The 19,270-nt window shown below is 41.6% G+C and carries 25 protein-coding genes; 6 read left to right on the forward strand and 19 right to left on the reverse strand.

The annotated features are described in order from the left end of the window. Positions 1-52 precede the first annotated feature (52 nt). From secG to MHI41_RS15710, 3 genes are all read right to left on the reverse strand, one after another. Positions 53-286, reverse strand: coding sequence for a preprotein translocase subunit SecG (gene secG, locus MHI41_RS15700; protein WP_003212746.1), 234 nt, complete (start codon positions 284-286; stop codon positions 53-55). Between the two features lie 187 nt (positions 287-473). Continuing rightward, positions 474-764, reverse strand: coding sequence for an AbrB/MazE/SpoVT family DNA-binding domain-containing protein (locus tag MHI41_RS15705; protein ID WP_017359225.1), 291 nt, complete (start codon positions 762-764; stop codon positions 474-476). 37 nt (positions 765-801) lie between these two features. After that, positions 802-1,035, reverse strand: a complete 234-nt coding sequence (locus MHI41_RS15710; protein ID WP_008347669.1) for a helix-turn-helix transcriptional regulator — start codon at positions 1,033-1,035, stop codon at positions 802-804. A gap of 155 nt (positions 1,036-1,190) precedes the next feature. Here MHI41_RS15710 and MHI41_RS15715 point away from each other — a divergent pair, with 155 nt between their 5' ends. The 3 genes from MHI41_RS15715 (at position 1,191) to MHI41_RS15725 (ending at position 2,530) form a co-directional block, all read left to right on the forward strand. Next, positions 1,191-1,595 carry a helix-turn-helix transcriptional regulator gene (locus tag MHI41_RS15715; protein ID WP_007500204.1) on the forward strand — a complete coding sequence of 135 codons (405 nt, stop codon included), beginning with the start codon at positions 1,191-1,193 and terminating at the stop codon, positions 1,593-1,595. Between the two features lie 130 nt (positions 1,596-1,725). After that, a complete protein-coding gene (locus tag MHI41_RS15720) occupies positions 1,726-2,127 on the forward strand; it encodes a transcriptional regulator (protein ID WP_282833399.1) in 402 nt (133 codons plus the stop codon). 82 nt (positions 2,128-2,209) lie between these two features. Further along, positions 2,210-2,530 (forward strand): helix-turn-helix domain-containing protein, encoded by a 321-nt coding sequence (locus MHI41_RS15725; RefSeq protein ID WP_007500199.1) that lies wholly within the window; start codon positions 2,210-2,212, stop codon positions 2,528-2,530. Positions 2,531-2,611: 81 nt separating this feature from the next. Here the strand turns inward: MHI41_RS15725 and MHI41_RS15730 are convergent, their stop codons facing one another. From MHI41_RS15730 to MHI41_RS15745, 4 genes are read right to left on the reverse strand one after another with little or no spacing between them, the layout of a single operon-like run. Then, positions 2,612-3,301, reverse strand: coding sequence for an ABC transporter permease (locus tag MHI41_RS15730; protein ID WP_008347676.1), 690 nt, complete (start codon positions 3,299-3,301; stop codon positions 2,612-2,614). A gap of 21 nt (positions 3,302-3,322) precedes the next feature. Further along, positions 3,323-4,240: an osmoprotectant ABC transporter substrate-binding protein gene (locus MHI41_RS15735; protein ID WP_060781422.1), complete on the reverse strand. Its 918-nt coding sequence runs from the start codon at positions 4,238-4,240 to the stop codon at positions 3,323-3,325. Between the two features lie 13 nt (positions 4,241-4,253). Continuing rightward, positions 4,254-4,907, reverse strand: coding sequence for an ABC transporter permease (locus tag MHI41_RS15740; RefSeq protein ID WP_008347681.1), 654 nt, complete (start codon positions 4,905-4,907; stop codon positions 4,254-4,256). A gap of 13 nt (positions 4,908-4,920) precedes the next feature. Continuing rightward, positions 4,921-6,069: a betaine/proline/choline family ABC transporter ATP-binding protein gene (locus MHI41_RS15745; protein ID WP_017359222.1), complete on the reverse strand. Its 1,149-nt coding sequence runs from the start codon at positions 6,067-6,069 to the stop codon at positions 4,921-4,923. Positions 6,070-6,338: 269 nt separating this feature from the next. Here MHI41_RS15745 and MHI41_RS15750 point away from each other — a divergent pair, with 269 nt between their 5' ends. Beyond that, on the forward strand, positions 6,339-6,875 hold the full coding sequence (locus tag MHI41_RS15750; protein ID WP_017359221.1) for a GbsR/MarR family transcriptional regulator: 537 nt from the start codon (positions 6,339-6,341) through the stop codon (positions 6,873-6,875). Positions 6,876-6,929: 54 nt separating this feature from the next. On the opposite strand, the gene MHI41_RS15755 is transcribed toward MHI41_RS15750, so the two are convergent. Next, entirely contained in the window at positions 6,930-7,565 is a 636-nt protein-coding gene (locus MHI41_RS15755; RefSeq protein ID WP_282833397.1) for a MarC family protein, read from the reverse strand. A 118-nt stretch (positions 7,566-7,683) separates the two neighbouring features. On the opposite strand from MHI41_RS15755, the gene MHI41_RS15760 reads away from it, so the two are divergent. Both MHI41_RS15760 and MHI41_RS15765 read left to right on the forward strand, forming a co-directional pair. Next, positions 7,684-8,148 (forward strand): hypothetical protein, encoded by a 465-nt coding sequence (locus MHI41_RS15760; protein ID WP_060781423.1) that lies wholly within the window; start codon positions 7,684-7,686, stop codon positions 8,146-8,148. Positions 8,149-8,163: 15 nt separating this feature from the next. Beyond that, on the forward strand, positions 8,164-8,628 hold the full coding sequence (locus MHI41_RS15765; protein WP_082181660.1) for a GNAT family N-acetyltransferase: 465 nt from the start codon (positions 8,164-8,166) through the stop codon (positions 8,626-8,628). Between the two features lie 20 nt (positions 8,629-8,648). Here the strand turns inward: MHI41_RS15765 and MHI41_RS15770 are convergent, their stop codons facing one another. The 11 genes from MHI41_RS15770 to MHI41_RS15820 all read right to left on the reverse strand — a co-directional run bounded on the left by MHI41_RS15770 (position 8,649) and on the right by MHI41_RS15820 (position 19,160). Beyond that, positions 8,649-8,930 carry a hypothetical protein gene (locus tag MHI41_RS15770; protein ID WP_008347692.1) on the reverse strand — a complete coding sequence of 94 codons (282 nt, stop codon included), beginning with the start codon at positions 8,928-8,930 and terminating at the stop codon, positions 8,649-8,651. Next, positions 8,931-9,296, reverse strand: a complete 366-nt coding sequence (locus tag MHI41_RS15775) for a hypothetical protein (protein ID WP_282833396.1) — start codon at positions 9,294-9,296, stop codon at positions 8,931-8,933. It abuts the gene before it with no gap. Then, positions 9,293-10,690 (reverse strand): hypothetical protein, encoded by a 1,398-nt coding sequence (locus MHI41_RS15780; RefSeq protein WP_282833395.1) that lies wholly within the window; start codon positions 10,688-10,690, stop codon positions 9,293-9,295. Before MHI41_RS15780 ends, MHI41_RS15775 begins: the two co-directional genes overlap by 4 nt. Further along, positions 10,662-11,429 (reverse strand): ABC transporter ATP-binding protein, encoded by a 768-nt coding sequence (locus MHI41_RS15785; RefSeq protein WP_282833394.1) that lies wholly within the window; start codon positions 11,427-11,429, stop codon positions 10,662-10,664. Before MHI41_RS15785 ends, MHI41_RS15780 begins: the two co-directional genes overlap by 29 nt. Positions 11,430-11,487: 58 nt before the next feature. Beyond that, positions 11,488-11,763 carry a hypothetical protein gene (locus MHI41_RS15790; RefSeq protein WP_282833393.1) on the reverse strand — a complete coding sequence of 92 codons (276 nt, stop codon included), beginning with the start codon at positions 11,761-11,763 and terminating at the stop codon, positions 11,488-11,490. Positions 11,764-12,043: 280 nt separating this feature from the next. Next, positions 12,044-13,336: a phosphopyruvate hydratase gene (eno, locus tag MHI41_RS15795; protein ID WP_003212752.1), complete on the reverse strand. Its 1,293-nt coding sequence runs from the start codon at positions 13,334-13,336 to the stop codon at positions 12,044-12,046. A 29-nt stretch (positions 13,337-13,365) separates the two neighbouring features. Beyond that, positions 13,366-14,901 (reverse strand): 2,3-bisphosphoglycerate-independent phosphoglycerate mutase, encoded by a 1,536-nt coding sequence (gpmI, locus tag MHI41_RS15800; RefSeq protein ID WP_057079072.1) that lies wholly within the window; start codon positions 14,899-14,901, stop codon positions 13,366-13,368. Further along, positions 14,894-15,655, reverse strand: coding sequence for a triose-phosphate isomerase (gene tpiA / locus MHI41_RS15805; protein ID WP_017359213.1), 762 nt, complete (start codon positions 15,653-15,655; stop codon positions 14,894-14,896). The genes gpmI and tpiA overlap by 8 nt, the downstream gene beginning before the upstream one ends. A gap of 30 nt (positions 15,656-15,685) precedes the next feature. After that, positions 15,686-16,870, reverse strand: a complete 1,185-nt coding sequence (locus MHI41_RS15810) for a phosphoglycerate kinase (protein WP_017359212.1) — start codon at positions 16,868-16,870, stop codon at positions 15,686-15,688. A gap of 213 nt (positions 16,871-17,083) precedes the next feature. Further along, positions 17,084-18,091 carry a type I glyceraldehyde-3-phosphate dehydrogenase gene (gene gap / locus MHI41_RS15815; protein ID WP_007500174.1) on the reverse strand — a complete coding sequence of 336 codons (1,008 nt, stop codon included), beginning with the start codon at positions 18,089-18,091 and terminating at the stop codon, positions 17,084-17,086. A gap of 31 nt (positions 18,092-18,122) precedes the next feature. Continuing rightward, positions 18,123-19,160, reverse strand: a complete 1,038-nt coding sequence (locus tag MHI41_RS15820; RefSeq protein ID WP_008347711.1) for a sugar-binding transcriptional regulator — start codon at positions 19,158-19,160, stop codon at positions 18,123-18,125. Positions 19,161-19,270: the final 110 nt, after the last annotated feature.

Genomic DNA, 19,270 nt, shown 5'->3' on the forward strand with positions numbered 1-19,270 from the left:
GCTGATAATAAAAAAAGGTCTGAAAAAAGATCAGACCTTCTGTTACTCGCGCCTACACGCCTAAATATGCCAATGCAAGTGTTAAGATGAAGAAAAGCACTGACAAAATGACAGTTAATCGGTGAAGAATCAAGTCAAGACCTCTCGCTTTTTGCTTACCGAAAAGCTGCTCGGCTCCACCTGAAATAGCGCCTGACAGTCCTGCACTTTTACTTGATTGTAATAATACAACGATGATAAGTGCGATACTGACAATTACGAGTAATGTGATAACAAATGCGTGCATGAAAACACCTCCAGACAAACTGGTACACATAACTTTATTTTACATGAAAACAAGGTGCATGTCACGAAACATCAAAATAAAGATTTCCTATATATTGTCGACTTTATTTGTCATTTTGATTCAATTTCGCTCCAATGGATTGTATGCAGCATTTTTTATATGCAATTTTTGAGGTTAAAAAGCGTTTTTAGCGAGTTGCTTCTTCTTTTAAGAGCTGTTTTAATTCTACTAACAGCCGTTCAGCTCCTTCAGGACTCAGTATGACATTGCCGTTTCCATAGCTTTTGTTGTATTTCGTTATTTGGCCAGTTAATAAGCAGCTCTTATCTGCATCATATTTTTTCAGCATAATGGTTTGATCTTCGATGAAAATTTCTAACAGCTGCTCTTCTTTTATATTGAGTACCTTCCGCATTTCTGAAGGCAGAACAATTCTGCCAAGCGAATCAATGTGTCTTACCATTCCAGTTCTTTTCAATGAAGCCGCCTCCTTTATGATGATACGATGATTTCATTCATTGACTTTTGTCAACATCTTCATAGTAAAATAAATCTTCAAATTTTTTATCAAAGTAATGAATCATTTTGCCAATGACAAGCTGTCCTGGCTTCCGGTGACCATTCAATACCCTGCTGAGTGTGGCAGGAGAGATGCCAATTTCATCTGCGAGCTGATTTAAAGACATATCGTTTTCGATCATATACTGCATCACAAATGCCCGCCTGATCTGAATCTTTTCGACCATCATTACAACCTCCCTATAGGATCAATATGTACAACATGTAGGACTCTCATATCTCCCGGATTCATTAACTTATGTCAACACTTTTACGCCCTTTCTATTTCCTTTGGTCAATGATCATACTAAAATAAGTCATATACTGAAATGTGAGGTTCGATGACATGAATCACTTTGGTGAACAATTACGCATTTTAAGAGAGAATAGAAAGATGTCTGTCAATCAACTCGCCATGTATTCAGGCGTAAGCGCTGCCGGTATTTCTCGGATTGAGAATGGAAAGCGTGGTGTGCCAAAGCCTTTAACCATAAAAAAATTAGCACGCGCTTTGAAGGTGCCTTATGAGGATTTAATGCTGCTTGCCGGTTATATTGAACAGGAAAAAGTGCATGAAATGAAACCGAAATATGAATCCATATTAAAAATCTATCAAACGGCGCTTCAAAAGGATGTAGAACATCTCCCTATTTTCGATGGAGACCAATGGGAAACACTCACCGCACAAGACATCAGCCAGCTGAATCAATACTTTCTCACGCTCATTAACCAAAAAAAGGCGAACAAATAGCGGGGCATAAACATAAGATACATCCACCATTAACTAATGTCAATATTTTCATGGTGCACTTATTGCCAATAGTCAACAAATCAGGTACACTAGAGATAACTAATCTTTAACCATGTGAGGTTTTGAGTTGATGAACTTCGGTGCATATTTAAGAGCATTACGTGAGAAAAGGAAACTATCGGTGAACCAATTAGCGATGTATTCAGAGGTCAGCGCTGCTGGTATTTCTCGGATTGAAAACGGGAAGCGCGGCATTCCGAAACCTCCTACAATTAAAAAACTAGCAGGTGCATTAAAAGTACCTTATGAGGACATGATGCAGGCTGCAGGGTATATTGAAGAAGCTTCTTCTGCCTATGTCATAAAGGAAGAAGAAACGGCTTTTACCCAAATAAAAGAAGCAGCAGAGCAATATGAACTGAATGATCTTGAAATATTTAATGGGAACATATGGTCCACCCTTTCTAAACATGAAATAGAGGATTTAAACCGCTATTTATTATTTCTACTAAACAGCCGTTCGTCATCGTAAAATGTTTTGATCATTGACAAGCTTTTTGCGCCGATTTTTGACAGAATTACGGTATAATGGGTTCAGATTGGAGTGAAGAAAGATGAATCAATCTGATATGTGCCCGCGGTTTGAAAAAGCAGTTGAGTTATTAAGTAAACGCTGGGTGGCACTGATTGTTTTTCAGCTTCTCTCAGGTTCACAGCGCTTTAGTGAAATCGAAGCAGCTCTGACCAACTTAAGCGGAAGGGTTTTATCTGAGAGATTAAAAGAGCTGGAAGCAGCAGGCATTGTAAAACGGGAGGTTTTTGCTGAAACACCCGTGCGTATTGAGTATTCATTAACTGATATGGGGCGCTCACTTGCACCCGTTTTTGAGGAAATTGCGAAGTGGTCCTCTGAATGGATCACACTTGAATCATAAATGTCTCCTGATGTGAGCCGCCTAATCATGATAAAAAAACCTCCCCTACAGATGTAGAGGAGGTTTTGTCTTTTCAAGCATTTATGCGGACGTCATGTTTTTTTCAGCTAACGCCTTGCTTTCTTTTTTCTTGTTGGTTGGGCTTAAATAGCGTTCAAGCCAGCCCATGACAAGGTCGGCAATAATGGCCATGAGCGCAGTTGGAATAGCACCTGCTAAAATAATGGCTGTTCCGTTTGTCGCGTTTGATCCTCTGATGATGATATCACCAAGTCCTCCTGCACCAACAAATGTCCCAATCGCTGTAATACCGATTGCGATCACAAGTGCGGTTCTTAAACCAGCCATAATGACAGATAAAGCAAGCGGTAATTCAACCATTCTCAGCACTTGCCATTTCGTCATGCCCATCGCTTTCCCCGATTCTAAATAGGCATGCTCAATGCTGACAATACCTGTGTACGTGTTACGGATAATCGGCAGAAGCGAATACAAAAAGAGTGATAAGATGACTGTATTTGCGCCAAGTCCTAATACAAGCATCAACACAGAAAGCATCGCTAACGCTGGAATGGTTTGAATGACATTGGTTATTGCGAACACCCAATTGCTCAGTTTGCGATAATGCGCCACAAAGATGCCGACTGGTATTCCGACAATTGCCGCAAACAATACCCCATACGCTGACATGAGGAAATGCCGGTAAAATTCTTCTAACACATATGAACCGTTCTGTTGATAATACGCCCATAATTGCTGCAGTGTGTCCATCAGCTCTGACACCTCCCAATCTTACTCAAAGTAATTGTGTTTCTTTAGAAAATCTCTCGCAACAGTCGCTGGTTCTTTTAGTTCTCCATCGACTTGATAATTGAGCTCTTGCATTTGTTCGGTATCGATTTTTCCAATCAACCTATTGATCACCTTGTCCAGTCCTGGATTTTCTTTTAATACCTTCTCAGGGACAACTGGTGATGCATCGTATGGTGGGAAGAATCGTTTATCATCTTTTAAGATTTTGAGATTATACGCTTTGATCCGGCCATCTGTTGAATAGGCAAGCACAATATCCATTTTTTCATTTTTCAATGCGTCATAGACTAGACCGATCTGCATCGGAAAAGTGCTTCCAAATTCAATTCCGTATGTTTTCACAAACCCTTCGTAACCGTCACCTTTCTTTTTCAGCCAAATATTATCTACACCGAAGCGATAATTTTTGGCATTCTTTTTTAAATCAGAGACTGTTTCTAGGTTGTTTTCCTTCGCCATCTTCTGCGTCACAGCAAAGGCATACGTATTATCAAACCCATAGGAATCAAACCATTTGTAATCATAGCGTTTTTTGAATTCTTTCTGGACGATTTCCATTGCACGCTTTGGATCTTTTTCTGCATCCATTCCTAGCGTACTTGTTAAATCCGTGCCTGTATATCGTGTTGCCGAAATGTCGACATCACCGTTTTCCATTGCTTTTTGCTGCACCGTATTTGAGCCTAAATTCTTCACAATGGTTGTCTTTTTATCTGTGTAATGCTCAATGATGTCTCCCACCATATAGGCCATAATTTCTGATTCTGTAAAGTTTTGTGCACCGATTCGCAGCGTGCCCCCTGAGGAGCCGGCTAGTCCAGGAAGTGAACAGCCACTTATGAATAGCAAGCATCCGGCAAGCAGTGCACTGATCCATTTTGTTTTTCGATTCTTCACATGAGCCAACTCCTTATGAAACTTCCTTCAATCCTTTTAAGCCTTCTGGTGTTACTTTTTTCTCAAGCTTCATCAATGTAAGGTCAATGATGACTGCTAAAATAGTGACAGGGATCGCACCCGCAATAATGTATTCCGGCTGGTAAAGCTGAAGCCCAATTAAAATGTAGTCACCAAGACCGCCTCCACCGATAAAAGCAGCAAGTGTTGTCCACCCAATTAAATAAATCGTTGAGGTTCTGACCCCTGCCATAATGACCGGAACAGCAAGCGGCAGTTCAACAAGACGAATTTGTTCCCATGTCGTCATGCCAATCCCTTTACCAGATTCAAGCAAGTTTTTGTTCACACCTTGAACACCGGCATACGTATTTCTTAAAATAGGCAAAACGGAATAGAAAAATAGCGCAACGATCGCAGGTATTTTTCCAACTCCCAAAATAGGAATAAAAAATGCAAGAATCGCTAAACTAGGGAGTGTTTGAAAGATATTCACGACGCCGATGACAAAACCGGCGCCTCTTTTCATTCGTGTAAGAATGACGCCTAAAGGAACGGCCACGATAATGCCTAACACAACGGCAATTAAAGAAATGTATAAATGCTCCCACATTTTTGTGAGGAGTTCCCCACCATTTTTCTCAAGAAAATCGATGATTTGATCCATGTGTACACCTCCCTTAGTTCATTTCAGTGACAGCCTCCGGGGTATCTTCTCCCCAAATAGAGTCATATACGACATCTACAAGACTTGCACGTGTGACGATGCCTTTTAAGTGCCCTTTTGCATCGACAACCGGTACATATTTAATGCCGCGTATTAAGATCTTTCGGACAGTATCTCTAAGAAGTGCACCTTCTTGTACTGTATAAAATTCTGTATTTAAAATATCGCCTACGAAGGCTGCTTTTCTGCGGTTTGCATCGATGGTTTCAATGTCGATATAGCCTTTCAGCACATGATTTTCATCAACGACAAGCAGGGAATCAACCCGCTTTTCTCTCATAATAAAGATGGCATCTGTCAATGTTTTTTCGACGGTAATTGTGACTGGAGATGTGTTCATCATTTGTTCCACACGTTCCATATTCGGATTTGACTGAAGCAGACGTTCTTTCCCGATGAATTCTTCTACGAATTCGTTCACAGGGTTACGTAAAATATCATCTGGCGTGCCCACTTGGACAATCTCTCCATCTTTTAAAATGACAATGCGGTCTGCAAGTTTAATCGCTTCATCCATGTCATGTGTGACGAATACGATTGTTTTATTTAACGTTTTTTGCAGTTTCTTAAATTCTTCCTGCAATGAATCTCTTGTGATCGGGTCAAGTGCTCCAAATGGTTCATCCATCAGGATTAAAGGGGGTTCTGCTGCGAGTGCGCGAAGAACGCCGATACGCTGCTGCTGTCCTCCACTGAGTTCATGCGGGTAACGCTCTAAGTATTCCGGCCCCATGTCGACGAGTTTGAGCAATTCACGCGCTCGTTCTTTTCGTTTTTCTTCCGGCCACTTCAACAGCTTCGGCACAAGGGAAATGTTTTGTGCGATGGTCATATGAGGGAAAAGTCCAATTTGCTGAATCACATAACCAATTTCTCTTCTTAATTGGACTGGATCTTTTTTCATAATGTTTTCTCCCTCGATCAATATGTTTCCTGAGGAAGGTTCAATCAGTCGGTTAATCATCTTCATGGTTGTCGTTTTTCCACAGCCACTCGGTCCAATAAAACAAATAAATTCTCCTTTTGCTATTTCTAAATCAATATTTTTGACAGCTTTTTTTCCGCCTTTATACGTCTTAGATACATTCTCTAGTTTCAGCAAATGAGACACCTCCAATTAGTCGGATATATATTTTCAGAAAATTTACACCTTATTTATTATAGTGCAAACTTTATAAAATAAAAAGTTTACAATGTGTTTGTATTGCATAAGATTTATTTAAAATTTTCAGTTAACGGCCTGATATGTACCGATCCCTCCTTTTTCCTCCAACTTACGAGCAAATACTCAATATTTATTGTTTTCATCAACAAACAGGTATATGATATATTGTGTTACAAATTGTCAGTCGTGAAGGGATGAAGCGGGGAATGGACAAGCAAGCGTTAGGCGCCATTCAAAAAGCACAGGATCATTATATTGAAAAAGCTGCCGAGAACATGAATGCCTTTGGTCTTTCTGCCACAGTGGGTAGAGTGCTTGGTATCATTCATATGAACCGTAAACCAATGACGCTCGGTGAGCTCTCAGAGGCGACCGGCATGAGCAAAACAAGAATGAGTCAAGTCGTTCGAGAAATGCTTGATCTGAATATTGCTGAAAAGGTTTATGAAAAAGGAATACGCAAAGATTTATATGACGTTGAGCAAGATCAATATCAAACCTTTATTTCATTGTTTGCAGCCAATTGGTCACGTGTTGTCAGCAAAAATCGCAAGGCACATAAGAAGACATGCAAGGAATTGCTGGAGCTGCTTGAACAAGATGACCTGCCAGAAGAAACAGTAGATAAAATCAATCTTCTTCTTTCAGAAATCAAGGAAAGTCTCGATTATTATGACTGGATTAGCCGTTTAATTGAGTTCTTTGAAAGTGAAGAAGTATTTCAACATGTGCCAAAACCTTAAAAAAGCTGTTTTATTTTACAATTTTGTAGAAAAAAACAGCTTTTTTATATACACTTATGACATCAGCATTGGGAACATCCCTTTGATCCCTGCGCCAATCATCTCTACTGCCACAACAGCTAGAATCAATCCCATTAATCGTGTCACGACATTCATCTCTGTTTTCCCCATTTTTCGCATAATGAAACTTGAATAATGAAATGCATAATAGGTCATGGCAAGTACAACCACAAAGCCAATAAGAATCGCAAGCAGATGAAGCGTTACTTGGTGGCTTCCTGGGGTTAAGCTCATGACGGTCGCAATTGTACCAGGTCCGGCAATGATCGGAATGGCGAGTGGGGTCACCGAAACATCAGCTTTCTCCTTGCTTTCTGCCTTTTCATCCGAATGAGGGTTTTGAACATGTGATTCTTTTGCATTCAGCAAATTGTAAGCGATACCAAAAATAAAAATACCTCCGGCGATACGGAGTGCATGGATATCAATGCCAAACAATTTGAAAATGAGCCTGCCTGCCAAAAGAAAGGCAATCAAAATCATAAAAGACACAACAATCGCTTTTTTGGCCGTCTGGGAACGTTCTTTCTCAGAATAGCCTTCTGTTAAAGTGATAAAAAGAGGCACGTTTCCAATGGGATTTGAGACAGCAAATAGTGACACAATGACATGAATCATAAAGGAAATCAACAGACACCCTCCTTTTTTCATAGTGTCTGCTAATCTGATGCGAATATTCCCTTGTTCTGTTAAAACCTGGTTTGTTTTAACCGATGATAATAGAGGTTTAACGAAAGGGGAATAGAACATGAAAAAAAACATCACGATCATTGTCTTGTCTGTGATCATCCTAGGTGCAACTGGCTGGATTGTGTGGCAGCAGCAGTCGCTCACCGCGGCAGAGAAAAAACACCAGCAAGAAACCAGAACGAACGATAAGCAGCTGGCACAGTTAAAGTCAGAAGGCACGGATATGAAAGATGAAATCGATGGTCAAAAAAAGGAATTGTCCACCGTCACAAACAAGCTGAAGAAAGAAAAGAAGGCGCATCAAAAAGAAATCAAACAGCGTAAAGCGCTTGAGTTAAAAATAGACCAGCTTCAAAAAGAACTGGCATCAGCGAAAGCAACGGCTCAAGCGAATAAGCAGGCAGCACAAACAACTAGGAAAACAACTGTCAAAAAAGACCCAAATGTCACCCATCATCCTCCTTCTCAATGGGTGCAGGATCAATATGATTGGGGTGTTAAACAAGGGTATATCAAAGAATAGAGAGGATGAAATGATTTGATACAGATTCGGCCATTGTCTCATGATCAGTCTGTTCCTATGGATCTTTTACTATTAGCTGACCCTTCAACTGAAAAAGTCCTTGCCTATGTACAATCTGGTTCTTGTTATGTTGCTTTTCATAAACAGGACATGATTGGTGTGTATGTTCTGACGCCTCTGTCTCAGCAGACAGTGGAAATCATGAATGTCGCCGTGAAGGAGTCATGGCAAGGGAGAGGAATTGGGAAGCAGCTGATCCGCCATGGTATTTCAGAAGCCAAAGCAGCTGGCTTTCATACAATTGAAATTGGCACAGGCAACTCTAGTATTCAGCAGCTCGCCCTTTATCAAAAATGCGGTTTTCGCATGGCGTCTATCGATCACGATTTCTTTCTGAAGCACTATGATGAACCGATTTATGAGAACGGTATTCAGTGTATGGATATGGTGCGGTTGTCACTCGTTCTTCAAGCAGACTGACTTCATTCAGCCTGCTTTTTTTATGTTCTGCTCTTTTTCACTGCATGAATCACATATTGAATCAAGAAGTAGAGAGCGGCACCCGCTAAAAAACAGACCACGCACCCAAAGAGCGTTGCCTCTGAGCTGAATTGATACTGTTCAATTTTCATGATATAAAATGGCATACCAAATAGAGTTGGACTTGATTCAACATGATGAACCTCTAGCAGCATTAAAAATACTGGCGTCATAAACACAGCAAACACATAAAGCATCGCAAGCGTTAAACCGCTAGAAAACGAATGAAATACTTTAACCATTTAGTTCTCTCCTTTCATCTCTTTTAAACTGGCGATGATATTTTTCCCGTCTGGGCAAGCTGGATGCAGCATCACTGTATTTAATAAAGAAAAAAGCAGCAATGGATGCGTCACTGGATGCCTCCACATGAAGAAAAGCACACCCGAGCAGATCACTGGAAACACAGGACCTGCAAGTGCCACCATCACATTAAAACCCGGCCGTGAAAATTTCTCATGGACAATCGACACGTGCTTCCAATCGATCATTACCACATAATCAAAGATGGGTCTTTTTTCGATTTTGTTGCACACCATCACCATCAGGATATGACCGAGTTCATGAATGAGCACAACGGCTATTAAGCAAAATAAAAGCATCATCATCGCACAACCGGCCTCTTTAGCATGGCAGCATATATGAAGATGAAGAATGCGGCTGAACAAGCCATATAGGCAGTTGAGAGCAGTTGGGTATTTGCTGAAAGCCACTGGACTAAAAGCATATCCAACATACTGAACACAGCAATCATCATCACGATCACAAACAGTTTATTAAACTCACTAATCTTCACGACAAACCCGACACATGCCGCCATGACAGTGATCAATAAAATGGACAAACTCGCCAAACCGTGCCCTTCACTTTCGACCCCAATCATGAAATAAGCAAGCCCGATATAGACAAAATAAATCAATACATTCATTGTGTAATAAAATAAAATTCTTGATAATAAATAGGCACCCTTTGATGTATTTAACATAAAAATGGCTCGCTGATTGAGATGATATTCCCTGCCAATCATGAGCGGTAGCATAATAAGGATCTCCTTTAAGGCAAACTGCACAATAAAGGCATACATCCAGCCAGTTTCTGCCGGAGTGAAGATCAATGGGAGACCTACTGTGAGACAGACAAGAAACAGGAACAAAATACCTTGTTCTTTAAACACAGCTGATCGGCTGAAATAAACGAGTTCCTGCCGCAGATGTGTGAAAAATGAAGAATCCGATCTGATTTTTTGGTAAGAAAACGACTTCACCTCTACCTTTAGCTGCAAAAACATCCGATTGACATAACAAGCCGCCAAGCCCTTCAGCCAAAACCACCCTGCACATAGGAAGATCATCAGAAATATAAGATAGATAGACGGCCATACGTGAATCATCTCAACCGCTTTTTGAAAAAGAAGAAACACGAAAGCACCGAGCGTCATAAATCCAATCGTTTGCAGCAGTAAATGCTCTTTTGTTTTTGATATAAAATGGCTCACACCAATTCGTATCAGCATCCAAGAAGCAAGCGTATACAGCGCCAATCCACAGCAAGTGATCCCTACCACAATGATCCAATACAAAGATAGTGTAACGCCGCTAATGATCAGCCCTAATAGGGTGGGTAAAAAAAGCAATCCAAGCATGATGAAACAAAACAGCACCGGAAAGAAATACACACAAAGGACAAATGAGACACTTTGCATCGCACTATTCAAAAAGAAGAACTGATACTCTTGACGCTTCATTTTATGACGGGAAAAGACAATACCTGCTCCCAAAAGCAGCAGGGTCATTTTCACAAATTGAAGGTATAAAGCAACTGGTTCGTTCTCCCCTACTTGCATAAAAAAACGCAGGCTCATGACAACGTATATGGCGTAGATCAGCAACATAAAAACGGCTGCGGCGAGAAGCTGCAAAGGATATTTTTTGCCGAGCTGCTTGATTTTCGTTGTGAGCATGCCCCATTCTATTTTATGAAGAACGTGTCGTGTCCAAGTCATTGAGCAACCTCTCCACCTGCATATAGTAATCTTGATTCACTTCTTTATAAATATCCTCAAGTGCTTGATGAGGAAATGTTTTGTTTGTTTCTTGACGTGACATATCCAGCTTGATATCACCGTTTCTTAAGATCATGAGGTGATCATACAATGTCTCACCAAAGCTCAAATGATGGGTTGAAATGAGGATGCCTGCCCCTTGATCTCTCAGCTTCATGAGCACCTTTTTTAAGATGATCATCATATCTGGATCAAGTCCATTTGTTGGCTCGTCGAATACATAATAATCACAAGGCCTAAGGAGCTGTGAAATGATTTGGGTTTTCTTTTGATTGCCATGAGACAGCTGGGCAATTGGCTGATCCATATAAGGTCTCAGCTCAAAAAGATCGACGAAGGCCTCTTCTCGAGGTCCATTTCGTTTGTCTGGAAGCTGGAGTAAATGAAAATATTCTCTCGGCGTTAAATAATCAAACAAAGCATGATCATCAGGAATATAGGAAACATGTTCTTTCAAAAAGGAGATATGTGCTGAGGATTGAAAATTCAGCTGTTTACCATGTAAAGAGACAAAACCCGTAAATGGTGTCAGGCCAAACATAGACTGAATCATCGTGGTTTTTCCTGCACCATTATGCCCCAAAAGCAGAAGCATACGTCCTTTCTCCACATTTAACTGAATATCGCGGAGAGAAAAGGTGCGGCTATACGTTTTTTCTGTTAATTGTAATGACAGCATCATGTCCCTCCATTTATTTCAGATAGAACAGATGACCTTGCATCTGTTCTCATCCAAGTTAGAAACCGCATTGGATTTTAACGTACATCCCTAAGAATTTGAACTCACCTAAAAACTTAGAGCCCTTTCCAAAGGTCCTGCATGCCCAAATCAATGCTGCCACTGTTACAATCCCTAATATAGCGGCAAGGACATAAATCCAAAATGCATTTTTCTGTACGTTCTTAGAAGTTAGAATTCGTTGCTTCCTTTCATCATATGCCGCCAGTAGGTGAAGGACATACATGTATATGTATACACCTACTGGAAAACGAAGGCTAAAAGGATTCAGCATCTCATCACCCCCTAATATATGTAAAATGATACCACCCCCATGCAAATAGCATAAGTTCAATTCAGATCATATTTTTAGTAGAGTTTTCATGATTTAATGCTTATAAATCATCAAGCTCATCGTTTCGCCTCTGACTGAAGGATGATTTTTTACAAAAATAGGATATGACAAAGGAAGCAGAGCTAATTCGCTTGAGCTAGCTTTGCGTCTTTATTTCAACATAAAAAAAGCGCTGCGATACGCTCTTTTCAAAAGAGCGCACGCAGCGCGTTGCTTTACATTACTTATTCAAGTTGTAGAATGTAGCAATGCCGTGGTATTGAGCTGTTTCAGCCAATTGATCTTCGATGCGAAGTAATTGGTTGTATTTCGCCACACGGTCCGTACGAGACGGAGCACCTGTTTTGATTTGTCCAGCGTTTGTTGCAACTGCAATGTCTGCAATTGTGCTGTCTTCTGTTTCACCAGAACGGTGAGAGATAACAGCTGTATAGCCTGCACGTTTCGCCATTTCGATTGCATCAAATGTTTCAGTTAATGTACCGATTTGGTTTACTTTGATGAGGATTGAGTTACCAACGCCGTTTTTGATTCCTTCAGAAAGCTTCTTCGTATTTGTTACGAACAAGTCGTCTCCTACTAGCTGAACCTTGCTGCCAAGACGCTCAGTTAATAGTTTGTGACCTTCCCAGTCGTTTTCATCAAGGCCGTCTTCGATCGAGATGATTGGGTATTTCGATACCATATCTTCATACCAGTCAACCATTTCAGCAGATGTTTTCACAACACCTTCGCCTGATAAATGATATTTACCGTCTTCTTTGTTATAGAACTCAGAAGATGCAGCATCCATCGCAAGTTTGACTTCTTCACCTGGTTTGAAACCAGCTTTTTCAATCGCTTCTACGATTGTTTGAAGTGCTTCTTCGTTAGAACCAAGGTTTGGAGCGAATCCACCTTCGTCACCTACAGCTGTGTTTAAGCCTTTCGCGCTTAATACAGATTTCAGGCTATGGAAGATTTGTGCGCCCATGCGAAGTGCTTCACGGAAGTTCGGTGCACCTACAGGCATAATCATGAATTCTTGAATGTCTACGTTGTTATCCGCATGCTCTCCGCCGTTGACGATGTTCATCATTGGCACTGGAAGCGTTTTGGAGTTGAATCCACCAAGGTATTGGTAAAGTGGAATTTGTAAGAAATCAGCAGCCGCACGTGCTACAGCGATAGATACGCCAAGGATTGCGTTTGCGCCTAACTTCCCTTTGTTTTCTGTTCCATCAAGTTCGATTAACATTTTGTCAATTGCTACTTGTTCAGTGACATCAAAGCCTAAAAGCTCTGGTGCAATGATTTCGTTTACGTTGTTTACAGCTGTCAGAACACCTTTTCCAAGGTAACGGTCTTTGTCTCCGTCACGTAGTTCTACTGCTTCATATTCACCAGTAGAAGCACCACTTGGTACTAGTGCACGGCCAAAGCCGCCAGATTCTGTGTAAACTTCTACTTCAACTGTTGGGTTACCGCGAGAGTCTAATACTTCGCGTGCATATACGTCAACAATGTATGGCATCGTTATTTCTCTCCTTTTGAATCAATTTGTTATTTTTGAATCAATGATGTTCCTGTCATCTCTTTTGGTTTTTCAAGACCAAGTAAGTCTAAAAGCGTTGGAGATAGATCGGCTAAAATGCCGCCTTCTCTAAGCGTCGCACCTTTTTTCGTTACGATGACTGGAACAGGGTTTGTCGTATGTGCAGTATGCGGCTTTCCTTCTTCGGTAATGAGCACGTCTGCGTTACCGTGGTCTGCCGTGATGATGGCATGTCCGCCTTTTGCTAGGATTGCGTCGACTACAGCTCCTAAGCACTCATCTACTGCTTCAATGGCTTTGATTGTTGGCTCAAGCATACCTGAATGCCCCACCATATCTGGGTTAGCAAAGTTCAGAATGATCGCATCATGCTTGTCAGCATTGATGTCTTCAACAAGTGCATCCTTTACCTCGTAAGCGCTCATTTCCGGTTTGAGGTCATAGGTTGCGACATCTGGCGAATTGATTAAGATGCGGTCTTCACCAGGAAATTCTTCTTCACGTCCACCGCTCATAAAGAACGTCACATGAGGATATTTCTCTGTTTCAGCAATCCGCAGCTGCTTCAATCCATTTTGAGAAAGTACTTCTCCTACTGTGTTATCCAAATTCACTGGTTTGAAAGCCACATAGCCATCTACCGTTTCACTGAAGTGTGTGAAGCAGACGAAGTGTAAATCCTTCGGATGTGCTTCCCCGCGGTCAAACGAGCGGAAATCTTCATTTGTGAATGTGTTTGAAATTTGAATCGCACGGTCTGGACGGAAGTTATAGAAAATCACAGAGTCGCCGTCGTTTACTTTTGCAACCGGCTCACCATTTTCTCTCGTAATGACAGATGGAATAACGAACTCATCGTAGATTCCATTTTCATAGGAGTCATCAACGACATCATAGATGTTTTGATAACTTGGGCCTTCACCATACGCCATCGCGCGATATGCTTTCTCCACACGATCCCAGCGCTTGTCACGGTCCATTGAGTAATAGCGTCCAGATAGTGTTGCCACTTCTCCGACACCGATTTCTTTGATTTGTTCTTCAAGCTGTTTTAAGTACACTTTCGCTGTCTTCTGACCAACATCACGTCCGTCTAAGAAGCCGTGAATGTATACTTTTGTTAAGCCTTCTTTTTTCGCTAGTTTCAGCAAGGCAAAAAGATGCTGGATGTGGCTGTGCACACCGCCGTCTGACAAGAGACCGAATAAATGAAGCGCCTTGTCATTTTCTTTTGCATAAGTCATTGCATCTAGGAACGTTTCGTTTTTCTCAAATTCCCCATCACGAATGGCAACATTCACTCTTGTTAAGCTTTGGTACACGATGCGTCCTGCACCGATGTTCAAATGCCCAACTTCAGAGTTCCCCATTTGACCTTCTGGGAGGCCCACTGCCTCACCTGAAGCCGTTAAGGTTTGATGCGGGAATTCGTTCCAGTAGCGGTCAAAGTTCGGTTTCTTTGCTTGGGCAACAGCGTTACCGACTGTTTCGCCTCTTAAACCGAACCCGTCTAAGATGATTAATGCAGCTGGTTTCTTACTCATATTGACCTTCCTCCAATAATTGAACGAAAGACTGAGGTTCTAAGCTTGCGCCGCCTACCAAAGCACCGTCAATATCGGATTCTGCCATATATTCTTTAATATTCGCAGGTTTCACGCTTCCGCCATATTGAATGCGAAGGCTGTCTGCCGCTTCTTGACCAAATTCGCTTGCAACAGTTTGGCGAATGTGCGCACAAACATCGTTTGCATCTTTCGCTGTAGAAGATTTACCTGTACCGATCGCCCAGATTGGCTCATAGGCAATGACAGATTCAGCAACTTGCTGCTTCGTTAAACCAGCTAGTGCTTTCTTCACTTGATCAGCGACAAGTTCATTTGTTTTGCCTGCTTCACGCTCTTCAAGCGTTTCACCTACACAGATGATTGGAACGATGCCATGCTTGAATGCAGCATGTGCTTTTTTGTTCACTGTTTCATCTGTTTCAGCGAAGAATTCGCGGCGCTCTGAATGACCGATCACTGAGTAGCCGATGCCAAGATCTTTAAGCGCAGCAGGGCTGATTTCGCCAGTGAATGCACCGTTTTCTTCAAAGTGCATGTTTTGCGCACCAATTTTAAGGTCTGTTCCGTTAGAAAGGCTGTTCAGCTTTTCAAGGAAAAGGGCTGGTGCACAGACAATAGATTCCACTTTGTCAGGAGATGGAATAGATGACTTGACTTCTTCAACGAAGCTTACAGCTTCGCCAAGTGTTTTGTTCATCTTCCAGTTCCCAGCTATAATTGGTTTTCTCATGATTGACACTTCCTTATAGCAGTTTTGGTCTTATTTATCGTTTAATGCAGTCACACCTGGAAGTTCTTTGCCTTCCATAAATTCAAGTGAAGCGCCGCCACCTGTAGAAATATGGCTCATCTGATCGGCAAGACCAAATTTCTCAACAGCTGCTGCTGAATCTCCACCGCCAATGACAGAATATGTATCTTTCGCTTCTGCCAGTGCTTCTGCGATTGCTTTTGTTCCTTTAGCGAATGCATCGATTTCAAATACACCCATTGGTCCGTTCCAGACAACAAGTTTGCTGTTTTTAATGACATCAGCATACTTCTCTCTTGTCTCTGTTCCAATATCAAGTGCTTCTAGATCACTTGGAATTTCAGAGATTGGCACAATGCTTGTATTCGCATCATTTGAAAAGTCGTCGGCTACCAGAACATCTGTTGGAATCAGGAAGTTCACGCCTTTTTCTTTTGCACGGTCCATAAAGGATTTCGCTAAATCTACTTTGTCTTCTTCTAATAGAGACTTTCCTACTTCGTGGCCAAGTGCTTTGACAAATGTATAAGCAAGTCCGCCGCCGATGATCAGGTTGTCCACTTTATCAAGAAGACTTTCAATTACACCGATTTTATCCTTTACTTTTGCGCCACCGATAATCGCTGTAAATGGGCGATCAGGGTTTGAAATGGCTTTTCCTAGAACCTCAAGCTCTTTTTGCATGAGGAAGCCTGAAACAGCCGGAAGATACGCTGCAATACCAGCTGTGGATGCATGTGCACGGTGTGCAGCACCGAACGCATCATTGACATACACATCGGCTAAATCAGCAAACGCTTTTGATAATTCAGGATCGTTCTTTTCTTCACCAGGATAGAAACGAACGTTTTCAAGCACTAGCACATCTCCTTCTTTTAAGTCAGAGATTTGCTTTTTCACGTTGTCGCCGTAAGCTTCATCTGCTTTTTTCACTTCTTGTCCAAGAAGCTCTTGCAGACGTTTTGCTACAGGTGTCAGACGCAGTTCTTCAGTAACTTGACCTTTCGGACGACCCAAATGACTAGCTAGTAGTACCTTTGCGCCTTGTCCTGTTAAATACTCAATCGTTGGTAATGCTGCGCGAATACGAGTATCATCCGTCACTTTTCCGTCCTTCATTGGAACGTTAAAATCTACGCGGCAGAACACAACTTTACCTTTTACGTCAATGTCTTTTACTGATTTCTTATTCATGCTCGTCAGGAGATCCTCCTTTATTCTGGTTTCCTTACGCATTGGACAAGTCTCTCTTTATCCTTTTCCCATTTTGCCCTCATCAAAACGAGAAATCGTGCAGAACGGATAAATACAGAGAAAAAGGGAAAGGGATGCTTCCCCTTCCCTTGTCCGTCTTCATTATATCGTGTCTCTAGGAAAGAACCAAGTGAGTTCCTTCAGTGTGAGAAATTAAAGACCTTGTTTTGCAATGTAAGCTGCAAGGTCAACAACGCGGTGAGAATATCCACTCTCGTTATCGTACCAAGAAATGACTTTCACCATGCTGCCTTCCATTACCATTGTAGAAAGAGCATCGATTGTTGAAGAGTTTGCATTACCATTGTAGTCACCAGATACTAATGGCTCTTCGCTGTAGCCAAGGATTCCTTTAAGTTCTCCTTCAGCTGCTTCTTTAAGTGCTGCATTTACGTCTTCAGCTGTCACATCTTGATTTAATTCAGCAACAAGATCAACTAAAGAAACGTTAGGTGTTGGAACACGCATAGCGCCACCGTTTAATTTACCTTTAAGTTCAGGCAATACAAGTGAAACAGCTTTCGCAGCACCTGTAGAAGTTGGGATGATGTTTTCCGCAGCTGCACGAGCACGACGGTAGTCTTTGTGCGGAAGATCAAGAATTTGTTGGTCATTTGTGTATGAGTGAACAGTTGTCATCATACCGCGTTTGATACCAAATTTATCGTTAAGTACTTTTGCAAATGGAGCTAAGCAGTTTGTTGTACAAGATGCATTAGAGATGACATCGTGGCTAGCTGCATCGTATTTGTCTTCGTTTACACCCATAACGATTGTGATATCTTCTTCGTTAGCAGGAGCAGAGATGATGACTTTTTTAGCGCCAGCTTCTAAGTGTTTAGCAGCGTCTGCACGTTTAGTGAAGAATCCAGTAGATTCAACAACGATTTCTACGCCTTGTTTACCCCAGCTTAATTTCGCAGGGTCACGCTCAGCTGATACTTCGATTGTTTTACCGTTCACTACTAAGTTCGTACCGTCTACAGAAACCTCTGCATCTAGTTTTCCGTGAACAGAGTCATATTGTAAAAGGTGTGCAAGCATGTTAGCGTCTGTTAGATCGTTAACCGCTACTACCTCAACTTCAGGATTGTTTAATGCTGCACGAAATACGTTACGTCCAATACGTCCAAATCCGTTAATACCGACTTTTACTGCCATGATGTTTCCTCCTTTTATAGGTCACAATGTTTTATATTGAGGGATCAATTGACTCCCTTAATAACTCTTTTGCGGCTCCTTCGTCTGTGACGAGAACCGTTCGGCGGGGTTTTTTGAAATAAGCTTCAATGGCCCCTGCCTTTGATGATCCACCAGCAACAGCAATGATGTGTGGAATGCTTTCTAAATCATCTAGCTGCATGCCGACGGAGTGCACTTTGTGGACGACCTCGCCATCACGATTAAAGTAATAGCCAAAAGCCTCTGTCACTGCGTCATGCTCATCAATCTTTTTTAAATCTTCAGCGGGTGTGTTTCGTCTCATCGCCATTGTTTTTGCTTCACCGATTCCATGAATGAGCATCGTGGATGATTTAATTGTTTGAAGCACTTCTTTGACGGACGGTTCTTCAATAATGGAAGAGTAAGCACCTTCTGACAGCTGTCCTGGAACAAACAGCAGTTTGTAAGTACCGGAAGCTTTTTCAGCCATGTGGGCACAAATGGTGTTTGCCTGATTTTTTACATTCTCCCCAAGACCGCCTCTCGCAGGGACAAACATCATGTCTCTGTTTTTGGCATCAGGGGTCATCATTTCGGCAACAGCTTCCATCGTCGTTCCGCCAGTGACGGCGACGATATTATTTCCAGTAAACCTTTTTTTCATACACTGGACAGCAGCTCTTCCCATTTCTTGCTTCACCCACGGGGATTCATCGCTGTCACCAGAAACAATGATGACTTCTTCCAGGCCTAATTTCCTCTTTAATGTATTTTCCAAAAAGGTTAAACCTAAAACGTCCTTCATCATTCCTTCAAGCATTTCAAGCAAAGCATGACCTTCAGTCGTCAGCATCATACCGCTCGTTTTGACATCCAGCAGATTTTGTTCCTTTAAGAACTGAACTTCAGCTCTTAAAATACGTTCACTCAGACCAAGACTTGTCGCAAGACTTCTGCGACCAATTGGTTCAGCTAATCTGATGTACTGCAAAATGTCGTAGCGTTTTTGCATAACTGTGAGAAGATCTGGTAATAATTTTTTTTGAGCTTCCAATAAACGATTCATGGCTAACGACCCTTTCTTTTCACGTTGGACTAAAAACGTCCCACTGTGACAAAAAACGTCCCGCCACAGCCAAAAAAAATCAATCCCTGCTTTCTTTAATTATTTTAACA

The sequence above is a fragment of the Bacillus sp. FSL M7-0307 genome (assembly GCF_038627835.1).
Classification (GTDB): domain Bacteria; phylum Bacillota; class Bacilli; order Bacillales; family Bacillaceae; genus Bacillus; species Bacillus altitudinis.